Below are 13709 nucleotides of genomic sequence, written 5' to 3'. Positions count from 1 at the left end.
AACTTTCAACCATATTTTACCATCTATTAGTCAGAACTTCACTCACTAACTCAATCAAAAAAGAGACATCCCTTAGGCTGTCTCTTTCACTATTATTTTTCTAGTACTTTTTGACAAATTTGATGACTTAATAACACATTATCTTGTCTTAACACAGACTTATCTCCTGTTTGCAAGAAAGATAAAAAGGCTTTAACCATGCCATCAAACCCTCTTGTTACAAGTGTTGGCGTCCAATCTGACGTGTTTAAATGTTGAATATGTTTAGGTGTTTCTACAGTTGTTTCGCCTAAATTAGTCACTTGAGTAATCCCATCAGGAGAAGTACTACGGAATATTTCAGTATGCGCCCCACTCTTCATATCCATAGAAACAATCGCTGTCGTTTCTTTAGTTGCTAATTGGACAATCGCGTATTCTAAAAGCTCATCTCCAACCATCTTAATGGATTCTATCTTTATATCAGAATCATCTAATAAGTAGACTGCTGTATCAACTAAATGTAAAAACATATCATTAATGCCAAATTTTGGCGTTTTTTCAGCAAAAGCTCGATTTTTTTCTAAGTAAATAACTCGTTTATTTTGTTGCTCCTTAATAGCAGCAACACTAGGGGCGAAACGACGATTAAAACCAACCATTAACATCACATTATTTTCTTCAGCAAGTGATAATAATTCAGTCGTTTCTTCAAGTTCCTCACTTAATGGTTTGTCCATAAACACATGAATACCGGCTTCTAAACACTGTTTTGCTAGCTTGTAATGGGCAACCGTGGCTGAATGAATAAAACAAGCATCCACCCTTAACTCGATTAAATCCTCTAAAGATTCACAAAAATGAGTAAAACCAAAATCATTTTTTAATATCGCTTTTGTTTCTTCATTTTGACTAGCAAAATAATAATCTATTTCATGACGATTTGCTGAAATAACGGGAAGGTAAGCTTTTTGAAAAATACCACCTAAACCAATAATACCAATTTTCATCTCATCTCTCCTTAGTAATCTATCTTTTAAAAATGTACCATTAATTAAGTTGTTTTCCTAGAAATAAGCAACACAAAATCTTATAGTTCATTTATCTTTTATAATGTCTTGCCATAGCACCAGCCCAATTAGTAACTTTTGGTTCGTTAGCTAGGTTAAGTACTTCGATTTCTCTATAGCGAGTTAACTGTTCAAAATCTTGTTTCATTTCAGCGTAAAAAGGAACATCCTCTAATTCTTCTAGAACTTCTTTTGCTTTTTGAAACTCTATACCACGCCACGGATTTCTTTTAGGCATTTGACACAACTCTTAAAAGTACAACACTTTCTCTTTATCTGATAACACATGAACCTTAACTATTTTTTCGTCAATCTTGATATACATCCTGACACCCTCATTCTTGATTTTTTATCAAAAAAAATAGCCACTTATGAAGTGAGCTAAACTAGGTCTCACCATGGAATTACGACTGGAGCACGTTACTAAAGGCACGTTGCTGTGAGGTCTTCGTGTCGTATCACTACCTCAACTCTTCATAGATTGGATATTTAATTGATAACTTAGTTTAGCAAGATTTACATATGAATGCAAATGGGATATCAACATAAAAATGAGTGAAATCATGTTATAATACGATTGATAAACTAAAAAAGAAGGTATTATTATGTCTAACACTCTATTTATCGCGGTATTAAGTATTTTTATTCTTTATATTATTTTCAAAATTTTGAGCGTCTATCAAGAAAATAAAAAATTGAACCTTAGTCTCAATGCATTGAAAGATAGAAACAGCGAACGAGCTAAAACATTCTTGCTAACAAAAGAAATAGATGATTTGATGATAGACACCACGAATCACTTATTTAAGTTTAAAGGACAAATCCAATTATTTTCTTACTCTGAACTATTAAATTTTGATATTCGATTAGATAATAAACTACTCGGATCAGCTGAGGATTCAAACCAACTATTTACAATCCTTGTAGATAGTTTAAATGACTTAAAAGAAATAGAGCGATTAGATCTAGTTTTTTATGTGGATGGATTAAATAAAGGACGCTATACACACCAATTTTTATATCACCCTATCAAAATTGAATCTGATGACTATGAAGAATTTATTCATCAAGTGAATCAAACAATTTTTCAATTTTATCTAATAAAAAGCGAATCATCTCAGGCATAGAGATGATTCGCTTTTTACATTGAGGTTATAAATATTTTCTCAAGATAACTCTGAAATTTTTAAACATTATATAGGCTTAAAACCTCGTTGTAGCATTTTATTTTGTAGGAAACTATTTAACTCTTCCCAATTTTGTTTTGCATAAATATCAGAAAAATAGAAATATTCGACATCATCAACATTGGGATAACTATCTGATATTACCACATCCGCATCATTGATATCATGTACAATTTGAATCGCATTTTCTTTATATGAAAATAAAATAGTGGACTCAAGTATGAGTTTAAAATGAGGTTTATAAGTAAATTCAATATATACTTTTATAGCACTTCCATTTTTGAATAACACAAAGGGGGATGATATTTCAACTATTCTACGAGCATAATAATTAAGTGAATCCCCTTCTAAATAACCTTGATAAAGTTCTGATAACTGATTAAATGATTTTCTTTGTAATTCTAATGGAAACTGTCTCATGGAAAATTCCAAACTAAATTTCCACATTGGAAAATACTTAAATATAATAGCTCTCACCACTAATTCATAAATAAAGTAATATCTATTCTCTAAATATACATAATTAAAATCAGTTAATATATCTAATGAAGCTAATGCCAACTCTACAATTTTATTTCCTTTTAATTTAGAAAATTCAGCTCCAAAAAACATTTTTTCTTCCATCGTTAAATACTCAGGCAGTATATGATTTACTAGAAAGAGTAGGTTACATAATTCATTTTCTATTTCTTCTTCATCTAAAGATGTATTGTTTTTCATATAGTTAACAAGTGACTTTAATTGTATTCCATCTTTAAGAAGTGAGAATATTTCTACTGAAGAATCATCAAATCTCTCTGTTTTCTTACCTTTCTCAATGGCCATCATATAAATAGAATCTATCATTGAACGCTTATTTTTATTATTATTAGAAAAATTTCTATCTTTCATGTAATTTGTAAAATTTTGAAGAACTTCTATTTTACTCTGAGAGTACGACTGAAACGGCCATTCAAAAGTACTGTATCCATATATACAGCAGTAATAATGCATCAAACGGATTTCAGTTTCTATGCCAACCAATTCTATACTGTTATCATTTTTTTGAATGATTACATTGACTTCCATTTGTTCCAAAAACTCATTTAATGAATCAACTAGTTTGTAAGAATAAGATTGACTATATACTAACTCATTAGATAGTTCTGCTATAGAACTTTTTCTATTTTCTAACATATACATCATAACTAAGAATGAAGATGAATTTTTATAATAGTTAGTTCTAATCGTGTAATAGGTATTCGTATAGATAATACTATCAAATGTTGGACCAATGTAGTAATTATGGTCTCTATGAATTAGTTGAAAGGATTCATTACCTTCTACATCATTAATTTCTTCTTTTAATTCCTGAAGTAAACTTTTGGCTACTCTTTTTGTGATATTAAACTTTTCTTCCACCATCAATAAAGTAATATGATTTTCTTTAACAAACATTGAAAATATTTCTAGCTTAAGGACTTGTTTTTTTGATAATAAAAATTTTTCCCATTTATTTTGCATCAGGGTTTCTTCCTTTTCGATAGTATATTGTTATTATAACAAGTTTTACTGATATTTTTACAATAACTACTCTCTTTTAACCCAGCAATCACCAATTTCATCAACATGAAACTCATAAGCATCTAAACATAAGAATGACATCAATTTTTTTATCTCAGATTCAGTAGTTTTCCAATCTCCAACTACTGAAAAATAGGCAGTCTTTTTTCTCGAATAGTAAACAGCGACATTAAACTCAATACCATCCTGCCACACATTATCAATAATACTTCCAGTATTTCTTACTACTTTTTCTTTTGGATTAACTAAGCATAATACTTTTTCTTCTAATATGGATGCTATTTTAATTGGTCCTAAAGATCGTTCTAAAATATTTTTTAGTTCTGCTTCTGTTGTTCGTTCAGGAACAATCAATGTTTTATGAAAATAATGGTTCCATTTATTTGAATCTACTCTAACCTTTACTAATTTATGAATATGTTGATAAAAATAATTTTCTCTTAATAACATGTCTTTTATCTCCCTTATTAAATTAAAAAAAGGAATAGGTTCGACCTATTCCTTTCTTTTTACAAAATAAATTAATAGACCTAATACATTAGCAATGATAATAAAAGCTAAAAACATTTTAGTAAATGAAGAAGATTTCCCTTCCACATTAACGACTACATTATTCTTGTCTTTATTCTTTTCAGCAAATTCTTCCAGGTTCTTTTTTGTATAGTTAAACTCATATGTCTGTTCCACATTATCTACAATCGTTACAAATTTATAGTTTCCATCGATAATCTCAGTACCGTCTTTTAAAGGTACACTTAATCTTGTTTTTGATAATGATGTAAGAACTACTTCGTTAGTAGAAAATTCACCTTCTGATATAATTTCTTCTTTTGGGTTATATAACTTGTAACTACCTTTGTCTGCATAATGTAAAAACGGATTATTATTTACTAAGTAATAATCTAAATTCGTCATATCTTTAGTAGCTGAAAAGCTAAATTCATCATACGTGTTAGCTTTTTTCTCACCAAACTCTGTCATCTTTAACCTAACATTAACAACCTTCTGATAAACCTGAATCACATCAACTGAGTTCTCATTTTTTTGAGTGTCTAATACTTGTGCAAAATTGATACCACCTAATACTTCCCCTTGTATTTCAGTAGGTATTTTTATAGATATTCTTACCTGCGTACTTTCGTTAGCATTAATATCTATGGTTTTACCAGTGATTTCTTCTTTTCCTAAATAAATCTTTACATAGTTTTGTAAGTTGTATGTTTCATTTAGGTTATTTGGAGTTTCTTCAACATAGTCTATTGAACCATTATTGGAAATAGCTATTGATGGAAAAACTTTTACTTCAATTGTTTCACTTCCAGTATTTGAAATTTTAGATATAAAGTTATATTCTTTTCCTACTTCTGGTTTAAATCGAATATCCTTATCAGAAGTTGAATACTCATTAGCTTCTAGAGTGACCTCAAGCAATGAAACTCCCGCAGTTTCTTCTGCCCTAACAATACTCCCTAATAGAAATAAAGATGCTATTATCATAAATGACAAATACACCCTTAAAAGAGTGTATTCGTTTATTCTATTTTGCATCTAATTAAGCTTCTGGTGTTTCTTCTTCAGTTTTTTCTGAAGCTGTAATTGTTACGTTGTACGTATTAGCTTTTTCGCTATCAAATTTAGTAGCATCTAAATTAAAATCAAATGATTGTTGCTCTGTTTTTTTAGTTGCTTGTGGTGCAATAACTGAGAATTTTGATTCTTCCATTGATAAACCTGTACCTTTAGCAGTAGCAGTAATATCCACTTGTTTTTCACCAAAGTCTTTATTTTTTAATGTTGCGTCAATAGCAACAGAACCTGTTAATGTTTCATTATTTGTAAATTCATCATTAATTGTTGCAAAATCAATAGCACCTGATAATTCTGTTTTATCAAAAGCAAATACTGCTGTGCTAGCTTTTACTTCTAAAGGTAAAACAGGTGATTCAACTCCAGTTACTGGTGCTGCGTTTACTGTAATTCCTGTTCCTAAAAGTGTTGCTCCTAAAACCATTGTTGTTACTAAAGCTGTTTTCTTCATGTATATATTTCCCCTTTTAAATAATTTATAAAATGTCTAAACACCTTATACACGTATAATATAGCACACCCCGGGGGTATGATTATTTTTGTTCGTAAAATATCATACAAATAAAAATAATGACTTAATAAAAAAAATAAACCATCTAAGATAGTTTATTTTTCTTTTTTAATATAATTGGAAGACTATAGAGGGAGAATGAATAGATAAACGAATTATCTTCAACAAGCTGTTCCTCGTTCTCTTCAGATATGCTTTCTTCTAATTCCTCGAAGTTATCTTCATCAGATGATTCTGATGTTTCTGTTTTTTCAATTATTTCTTCTGAATCTTGCGTTTCCTCTGTAACCTCTGTTTCATTAGAATCACTTTCTAAAATTGCTGAATCGCCAGTATCACTTTCCTCCTCTTCAGAAGTAATTTCTGGCATTTCAATCTCTTCTTCCTTTTCAACAACTATATCTGAAGAATCTTCAATCAATTTATTGTCAATGCTGTATTGCACTCCATAATTACTAGGTTCTAGATAGTTATAAACTTGAGCATCCAATGTTATAGGAAACACACAATCTTTTGTTTCACCAGAATTTAAAGTCAGGTCCTGTTCTACATAATCTAGTGTTACACCATCACCATATACTACTGCTGATATATGGAACAATTGTTTATCTTTTGATAAATTTGAAACTGTCACTATAGAATGACTGTATAAATTAGTAGTTGTAAAATCTAAATCTTCAAAATCGAAAATAATGTTATTGAAACTAACTTCAAAATCTTTTTCAGATGCTAACCCCTCAGTTTTAAAAACAGCCAACGATAGCAAACTTAGTAGTAGGGAAAAATATATCTTCTTCATATAACGCTCCTAGCCTAATATTAGTTTATTTATCTTACGATGATTTTATACTTTTCTTTTATTCCATTTAGTTTAAAAATGACGAAAAATAAATAATCAAATGTTTTCTTCCACTGTAAAATAAATTGAACAAGAATATATTTTTGGAGGATTTATTATGTGCTTAAATGCAAAAGAATTTGATATGTTAACACTAAAATTGAATAACTTAAAAGAAATACTTGAAACGGAAAAAGAAACTAAATTAACAAGAACTTCACTTGATTTTACTATCTGGTTAGATAACTCAAAACTGTCAAACGAGGATTGTTTATATGATATGGTTTGTTGGAATTATAAATATTGTGTAGATGGTAAGTTGATTTTAGATAGTAGTGAGCAAGCTGATACTTACTTCTATGATAATCAATTTTTGAAAGACGGAACCATAGATTACAGCATTGTAGAACATCTAAAAGATAGCTTTATGTCTCTTATCAATGATGCAATAGAAGTGGAACAATATTTAAAAAACATTGATAACCTTTCTGATTACTACGAAAGCTATGAAGTAGCAATTGACCCTAAGAATGAAGAATTTTATTTGGCAGATTCTTTACCTTACTTAATTGCTCAGTTTTCCTTCAACAACCATATTAGCATTACAGAGCAGCTTCATATGATTCATCTAGACACTTTTAAAAGTATAAGTTAGAGAAACGAGACTGACCCCAATATAACTTTTTGAGTAGAAAGCATTCAACTAACCAATTAGAAATCTCATGAAATCAATGTTTTAATAAATTAATTTCATGAGATTTCTTCTATTTTAAGACTTTTTATGGAGCCTTGTTTTTATTTTAAATATACTTTTATTTCTATTTTGCTGCTAAAAAAACAGTTACAACACTTGGATCACTTAATTAATCATTTACATATTTATAAACAGTACCTAGAGACACACAGCACTCTTCCGCTATTTCCCTTAAAGTCATTTTCTTATTATAAAACAAATAGTTTATTCTATCTATCGTATCTTCAGATATCTTAGGACGTCCTCCAATATTTCCTCTCTGTCTTGCAATATCTAAGCCACGTTTTGTTCTTTCTCTTGCTATCACTTTTTGAGTTCTTGAAAGTTCTAAAACCATATCCATAAAAATTTCATCCTTTATTTCATTAAAGATATCACCTTTATCGATAATAATTAATTGTATCCCTTTATGTTTTACTCTTTGAAAAAAATCTGATAATTCAACAATAGATTTATTAATAGACCTTAGCTCATACACTACCAAAGTATCTCCTAAACTCATTGACTTTATTAAAGTATCAATTAATGGTTCTATTTTTTCAACAGACATTGGTAGAATGTCTCTATTAAAGTAAATTTCTTCTATCCCCATCCCATGATAAATATCTAATTGCTTTTTCTCAAAAATACTATTACCAAAACTATCAATATATCCAATCTTTTTCATTTCAGTCCCCCAAAAATAATATTAGCTCTCGTAAATTTATTTTATCATTAGGACATATTTTTTATTATTTAAAATTGGTAATAAATAGCATTTTTATAATAATGATAGGTGAATAATCTAAACAACGGATTTCATAAATCACTAAGATACTTTCTTCTTGATGACTATCTAGCATTAAAAAAACATTCTTTTTAATAAATGATATGATTTTTGCATAAAAAGACTCCCTTATCAATTAATAAATTGATAAGGGAGTCTTTTTATATCTTACTTAATCCCCAACGAAATTCTCGCATATCTCGACATTCTATCAGTCGTCCACGCAGGGTACCATACTAACTTAACTTCTACTTTTTTAACTTCATCCACTTCACTTACCGCTTGGTGGATTTGTTCTGTGATAACGTCTGCTAATGGGCATCCCATTGTTGTTAAAGTCATTTTAACTTCACAGTAACCATCATCATCTAAATTCACTTCATATATAAGTCCTAGGTTGACAATATCAATGCCTAACTCAGGATCAATAACTGATTCTAAAGAAGCGACAATGTCTTCTTTAATATCTTCTAATTCTTCTTCTGACCATCTTTCACTCATTGAGCCACACTCCTTCTCACGTTGTCTTCATCATAACCGATGAGAAATCATTTGTAAATCTCTACTAGCCTATTTCAAATCTAAATCAAATCTTGTCACATCTTCTATGGTTTCCCTTTTAATAACTAGTTGAGAGTTTCCATCTTCAACAAAGACAACTGCTGGTTTTTGATTTCTATTGTAGTTACTTGCCATTGAATAGCCGTATGCGCCTGTTGAGGTCATAGCAACGATATCTCCTGGTTGAGATTCAGCTAGTGGCAAGTCTTCAATTAATTTATCGCCACTTTCACAGTATTTCCCTACTAAAGTAACAGTTTCTTTATTTTCTTCTAATGCTTTATTAGCTAGAAAAGCAGAATATTTCGCGCCATATAAAGCAGGTCTGATATTATCTCCCATTCCTCCATCAACTGCTACAAAGGTTCTTACACCTTCAACTTCTTTTCTAGAACCAACTGTATATATGCTTGTTCCAGCTTCTGCCACTAAAGAACGGCCTGGTTCAATCCAAATTTCAGGTAAAGGATAGGCTAATTTTTGACATTCAGATTTTACCTTTTCAACCATTTGTTTAACATATTCTTTAGCCGGTAACGGCTGATCTTCTGATGTATATGTAACACCAAAGCCACCACCTAGATTAAGAATTGCAGCTTCGTAACCATATTTTTCTTTCCAATCCATTAAAATGGCCAACATTTTTTCTGTAGCAAATGAAAATCCTGCTGTATCGAAAATTTGAGAGCCAATATGACAGTGAATACCTGATAATTCTAGATATTCACATTTTGCAACTAACTCGTAAGCTTGATCAGCTTGACCACTTTTAACATCAAATCCAAATTTAGAATCTTCTTGTCCTGTTAATATATAATCATGAGTATGAGCATCTACTCCTGGCGTTACACGTAACATCACTTTTTGTAGCTCTTTTGTTTCTTCTACAATTTTAGTAAGTAACTCTAATTCATGAAAATTATCTAAAATAATCATTCCAACACGATTATCAACAGCTGATTTTAATTCTGAGTAAGATTTATTATTACCGTGAAATTCTATCATGCTTGGCTCTACACCAGCTGATAATGCTGTATATAATTCACCATCGGACACGACATCAAATCCTAAACCTTCTTTTTGCAACAGTTGGTAGATTGCTTTACAGGTAAAAGCTTTACTTGCATAAATCACTCGATGCTTCATACCAAGTTCTTCAAATGTTTTCTTAAATCCACGTGCTTGCTCTTTAATTAAGTTTGTATCGTAAACAAATAATGGCGTCCCATAATTGTTAACTAATTCTTCCGTACTACATTGACCTATCTCTAAGATTCCTTTTTGATTGATTCTACTTGTTCCAAATAACAATGGCTTCATCTCATCACTCTTTCCCTTTTTTACGTATTGCTATTATACCTATAAAAGCTTAAAAAAAGCCAAAAAAAGAGTAACTTTTTACTCTTTTTTGACTTTTAAAATTTTCTAAATCTTTCATAACGTTGTTCGATAAGTTTTTCAGCTGACCAAGTAGTTAGTTCACTTAGTTTTTCAATCAATTCTGCTTTAATGGTTGCAGCTAATTCTTCAGGACTAATCAGTTCCTCCTCTTTTGTTTCAGGGATGATCTTTTCAGTCACATCTAATTCTTTTAAATCATAAGAAGTTAACTTCATGATTTCAGCAGCTTCTTCAGCTCTTGAACTATCTTTCCAAAGAATTGAAGCAAATCCTTCTGGCGAGAGAATTGAGTAGATACTATGTTCTAACATCCAAACCTCATTTGCAACAGCTAAAGCTATCGCGCCACCACTACTGCCTTCACCAGTAAAGATTGAAATGATTGGTACACTTAATTGACTCATCTCATATAAATTATTAGCAATCGCTTCACCTTCGCCTCGCTCTTCTGCTTCAATGCCGCAGAACGCTCCTGGTGTATTGATAAAATTAATAATTGGACGATTAAATTTCTCAGCTTGTTTCATCAAACGTAAAGACTTACGATAACCTTCAGGACTTGGTGAACCAAAGTTAGTTGCAATGTTTTCTTCTAAAGTTCGTCCTTTTTGAATACCAATAACAGTTACTGGCATCGAATCAAGATAGGCAATGCCTCCAACAATAGCCCCATCGTCTCCGTAGTATCTATCTCCATGAAGTTCAACAAAAGAATCAAAAATCATGTCTATGAATTCTAATGATGTTAATCGATCAGCCTGACGAGCTAATTTCACTATGTCATTAGCAGATTTTGTTTTAACCATGATTTTTAACCTCTTTTCTGATGCATCTCTAAGAAGACACTTATTGTACTTTTTAGTTCATTTCGCGGAACGATTTTATCAATAAATCCTTTTTCTAATAAAAATTCAGCTTTTTGGAAATCATCTGGCAGTTTTTGACGAATGGTCTGCTCAATCACACGTCTTCCCGCAAAACCAATTAAGGTTTGAGGTTCAGTAATGATAATATCTCCTTGCATAGCAAAACTAGCTGTAACGCCACCAGTCGTTGGATCTGTTAGAACTGTTAAATAAAAGAGTCCGGCTTCACTATGCCTTTTGACTGCTCCTGAAATTTTTGCCATCTGCATTAATGAAAGAATCCCTTCTTGCATTCTAGCCCCACCAGAAGCAGTAAACATAACAACTGGTAATCCTAGCTCAGTAGCTTTTTCAAAAGCACGTGTAATTTTTTCCCCAACAATACTACTCATACTCCCCATAATAAAACGACTATCCATAATGCCAATAACTGTTTTTTGACCATTAATTAGGCCACAACCTGTTACAACACCTTCATCCATATTGAGCTTATCTTTAACTTTTTGAACCTTTTCTTCATAATCAGGAAAGTTAATTGGGTTACGAAAGGCGATATCTGTGTCCCAAGCTTCAAAAGTTCCTTCATCAACGATTAAACTTAATCTCTGACCTGAACCAATTCTAAAACCATAGCCACAATGATGACACGTTCTTTCAGCACCCAGTTCTTTTTTATGAAGTGGTTTATGACAACTTGGACATTTCTCCCAGGCCCCATCAGGGACGAAAGGTTTGGCTTGTTTGCTTTCTTTTTTCTCCGATTGGGACGGAGTGATACGAATATATTCTCTTTTTTTAAATAGCCCCATATCTCTCCTCCTTATCTATTTATTTAGTCCATTCAGGTAAAAACGTTTCTTGTAAAAAGCTTGTATCGTATTTACCATCTATGATTTGTTGATGTGTAATTAAATCCAATTGGAAATCTTGATTCGTTACTAATCCATCTGTCACCAGTTCTGATAACGCTCTTTGCATTTTAGCTAAAGCTTCCATCCTGTTTTCTCCGTGAACGATGACTTTAGCAATCATTGAATCATAGAAAGGTGGAATCGTGTAACCATTATACATTGCGCTATCAACGCGTAAGCCGATACCACCACTTGGTAACAACAAATTATTAACTGTTCCAGGTGATGGCGCAAAATTAAACGCTGGATTTTCAGCATTAATACGACATTCAATAGCATGTCCTGTTAATGTAATATCACTTTGTTTAATTGTTAATGCTTCACCAGAAGCGATCTTTAATTGCCACTTAACAATATCTACTCCAGTAACCATTTCTGTTACTGGATGTTCCACTTGGATTCTAGTGTTCATTTCCATAAAATAGAAATTATTATCTAAATCTACTAAGAATTCAATAGTCCCTGCATTTTCATAACTAACAGCCTGAGCTGCTTTTAGAGCTGCTTGTCCCATTTGTTCTCTTAGTGTTTCAGATAACCCAAAAGCGGGTGCTTCTTCTAAGACTTTTTGATTGCTTCGTTGCAGCGAACAATCTCTTTCTCCTAGATGGATAATATGACCGTAATGATCCCCTAATATTTGTACTTCAATATGTCTTGCTGGATAGATAACTTTTTCAATATACATTTGCCCATTACCAAAAGCTGCAAGAGCTTCTTGTTGAGCTGATTGAAATTGTTTCTCTAATTCTGATTCTTGTAAAACTTTTCTGATTCCTTTACCGCCACCACCTGCAGCAGCTTTCAACATAATCGGATAACCTACTTCTTCAGCAATCGCTTTAGCTTCTTGTAAAGTAGAGATTTCTCCTTCACTTCCTGGAATAACAGGAACTTTTGCTTCTATCATTAGTTTACGAGCATTAATTTTATTCCCCATAGAATCAATCGTATCAGGCATTGGCCCGATAAACTTAATTTGGCACTCTTCACACATTTCAGCAAACATGCTGTTTTCTGCTAAGAAACCAAATCCTGGGTGAATCGCTTCTGCTCCAGTAACAATGGCTGCACTTAAAACACTGTGCATGTTTAGATATGAATCAGTCGCTTTAGCTGGCCCAATACAGATAGCTTCATCAGCCATCTCTACATGCAGGGCATCTCGGTCAGCTTCTGAAAAAATAGCTACTGTTTTAATACCTAACTCACGACAGCCTCTAATAATTCTAACGGCAATTTCTCCTCGGTTGGCTATTAAAACTTTATTAAACATGGTCTATTTCGCTCCAATAATGAAAGTCATTAAAGCTGTACAAACTTTTTTACCTTCAACAGACGCTGTTGCTTTACCTACACCAATGTTTCCTTTTTGTTTGATGATTTCCATTTCCATCACTAACACGTCTCCTGGAACAACTTTTTGACGGAATTTAACTTTATCGATTCCACCTAAGTATCCTGTTTGGCCTTGGAATTCTTCACTCTTAAGTAAAGGAATTGAACCTGTTTGAGCTAAAGCTTCTAAAATTAAAACGCCTGGCATAACAGGCTCTCCTGGGAAATGTCCAGGGAAAAAGCTTTCATTGTAAGTCACGTTTTTAATCGCTTTAACGTATTTTCCTGGTTCTAATTCAGTTACTTTATCAACCATCATAATTGGGTAACGGTTTGGGATGATTTCCATGATTTCTTGTACGTTTAATTGCATAATT

At 31.8% G+C, this 13709-nt stretch carries 16 protein-coding genes; 2 read left to right on the top strand and 14 right to left on the bottom strand.

The genetic code is table 11. The annotated features are described in order from the left end of the window. Positions 1–92: 92 nt before the first annotated feature. Both ACODH8_RS02635 and ACODH8_RS02630 read right to left on the bottom strand, forming a co-directional pair. Positions 93–989, bottom strand: coding sequence for a Gfo/Idh/MocA family oxidoreductase (locus ACODH8_RS02635; RefSeq protein WP_332465778.1), 897 nt, complete (start codon positions 987–989; stop codon positions 93–95). 91 nt (positions 990–1080) lie between these two features. Continuing rightward, the gene (locus ACODH8_RS02630) at positions 1081–1287 is read right to left on the bottom strand and encodes a hypothetical protein (protein WP_332465779.1); all 207 of its coding nucleotides are present in this window, start codon (positions 1285–1287) and stop codon (positions 1081–1083) included. A gap of 367 nt (positions 1288–1654) precedes the next feature. Here ACODH8_RS02630 and ACODH8_RS02625 point away from each other — a divergent pair, with 367 nt between their 5' ends. Then, complete coding sequence (locus ACODH8_RS02625) at positions 1655–2176, top strand: hypothetical protein (protein ID WP_332465780.1); 522 nt, start codon at positions 1655–1657, stop codon at positions 2174–2176. A 66-nt stretch (positions 2177–2242) separates the two neighbouring features. Here the strand turns inward: ACODH8_RS02625 and ACODH8_RS02620 are convergent, their stop codons facing one another. The 5 genes from ACODH8_RS02620 to ACODH8_RS02600 form a co-directional block, all read right to left on the bottom strand. Beyond that, positions 2243–3739 carry a helix-turn-helix domain-containing protein gene (locus tag ACODH8_RS02620; protein WP_332465781.1) on the bottom strand — a complete coding sequence of 499 codons (1497 nt, stop codon included), beginning with the start codon at positions 3737–3739 and terminating at the stop codon, positions 2243–2245. Between the two features lie 66 nt (positions 3740–3805). After that, entirely contained in the window at positions 3806–4249 is a 444-nt protein-coding gene (locus ACODH8_RS02615) for a hypothetical protein (RefSeq protein WP_420503711.1), read from the bottom strand. A gap of 45 nt (positions 4250–4294) precedes the next feature. Next, the gene (locus ACODH8_RS02610) at positions 4295–5296 is read right to left on the bottom strand and encodes a WxL protein peptidoglycan domain-containing protein (protein WP_332465783.1); all 1002 of its coding nucleotides are present in this window, start codon (positions 5294–5296) and stop codon (positions 4295–4297) included. Between the two features lie 55 nt (positions 5297–5351). After that, the gene (locus ACODH8_RS02605; protein ID WP_332465784.1) at positions 5352–5837 is read right to left on the bottom strand and encodes a hypothetical protein; all 486 of its coding nucleotides are present in this window, start codon (positions 5835–5837) and stop codon (positions 5352–5354) included. Positions 5838–5982: 145 nt separating this feature from the next. Continuing rightward, positions 5983–6696, bottom strand: a complete 714-nt coding sequence (locus tag ACODH8_RS02600) for a hypothetical protein (protein ID WP_332465785.1) — start codon at positions 6694–6696, stop codon at positions 5983–5985. Positions 6697–6853: 157 nt separating this feature from the next. On the opposite strand from ACODH8_RS02600, the gene ACODH8_RS02595 reads away from it, so the two are divergent. Further along, positions 6854–7390, top strand: a complete 537-nt coding sequence (locus ACODH8_RS02595) for a hypothetical protein (RefSeq protein WP_332465786.1) — start codon at positions 6854–6856, stop codon at positions 7388–7390. A 208-nt stretch (positions 7391–7598) separates the two neighbouring features. Here ACODH8_RS02595 and ACODH8_RS02590 read toward each other — a convergent pair whose 3' ends face one another. The 7 genes from ACODH8_RS02590 to fabZ form a co-directional block, all read right to left on the bottom strand. Beyond that, positions 7599–8156 (bottom strand): recombinase family protein, encoded by a 558-nt coding sequence (locus ACODH8_RS02590; protein ID WP_332465787.1) that lies wholly within the window; start codon positions 8154–8156, stop codon positions 7599–7601. 267 nt (positions 8157–8423) lie between these two features. Then, entirely contained in the window at positions 8424–8756 is a 333-nt protein-coding gene (locus tag ACODH8_RS02585) for a metal-sulfur cluster assembly factor (protein WP_332465788.1), read from the bottom strand. A gap of 69 nt (positions 8757–8825) precedes the next feature. Continuing rightward, positions 8826–10136 carry a diaminopimelate decarboxylase gene (lysA, locus tag ACODH8_RS02580; protein ID WP_332465789.1) on the bottom strand — a complete coding sequence of 437 codons (1311 nt, stop codon included), beginning with the start codon at positions 10134–10136 and terminating at the stop codon, positions 8826–8828. A gap of 95 nt (positions 10137–10231) precedes the next feature. Next, a complete protein-coding gene (locus ACODH8_RS02575) occupies positions 10232–11023 on the bottom strand; it encodes an acetyl-CoA carboxylase carboxyltransferase subunit alpha (protein ID WP_332465790.1) in 792 nt (263 codons plus the stop codon). A 5-nt stretch (positions 11024–11028) separates the two neighbouring features. Further along, the gene (accD, locus tag ACODH8_RS02570) at positions 11029–11892 is read right to left on the bottom strand and encodes an acetyl-CoA carboxylase, carboxyltransferase subunit beta (RefSeq protein ID WP_332465791.1); all 864 of its coding nucleotides are present in this window, start codon (positions 11890–11892) and stop codon (positions 11029–11031) included. A gap of 19 nt (positions 11893–11911) precedes the next feature. Further along, positions 11912–13270 carry an acetyl-CoA carboxylase biotin carboxylase subunit gene (locus tag ACODH8_RS02565; RefSeq protein ID WP_332465792.1) on the bottom strand — a complete coding sequence of 453 codons (1359 nt, stop codon included), beginning with the start codon at positions 13268–13270 and terminating at the stop codon, positions 11912–11914. A gap of 3 nt (positions 13271–13273) precedes the next feature. After that, positions 13274–13705: a 3-hydroxyacyl-ACP dehydratase FabZ gene (gene fabZ / locus ACODH8_RS02560; protein ID WP_086342666.1), complete on the bottom strand. Its 432-nt coding sequence runs from the start codon at positions 13703–13705 to the stop codon at positions 13274–13276. Positions 13706–13709 lie beyond the last annotated feature (4 nt).

Source organism: Vagococcus fluvialis (assembly GCF_048815235.1).
Taxonomy (GTDB): Bacteria; Bacillota; Bacilli; order Lactobacillales; family Vagococcaceae; genus Vagococcus.
The sequence above is the reverse complement of the archived record's forward strand: the minus strand, read 5'-3'. Positions and strand labels throughout refer to the sequence as shown.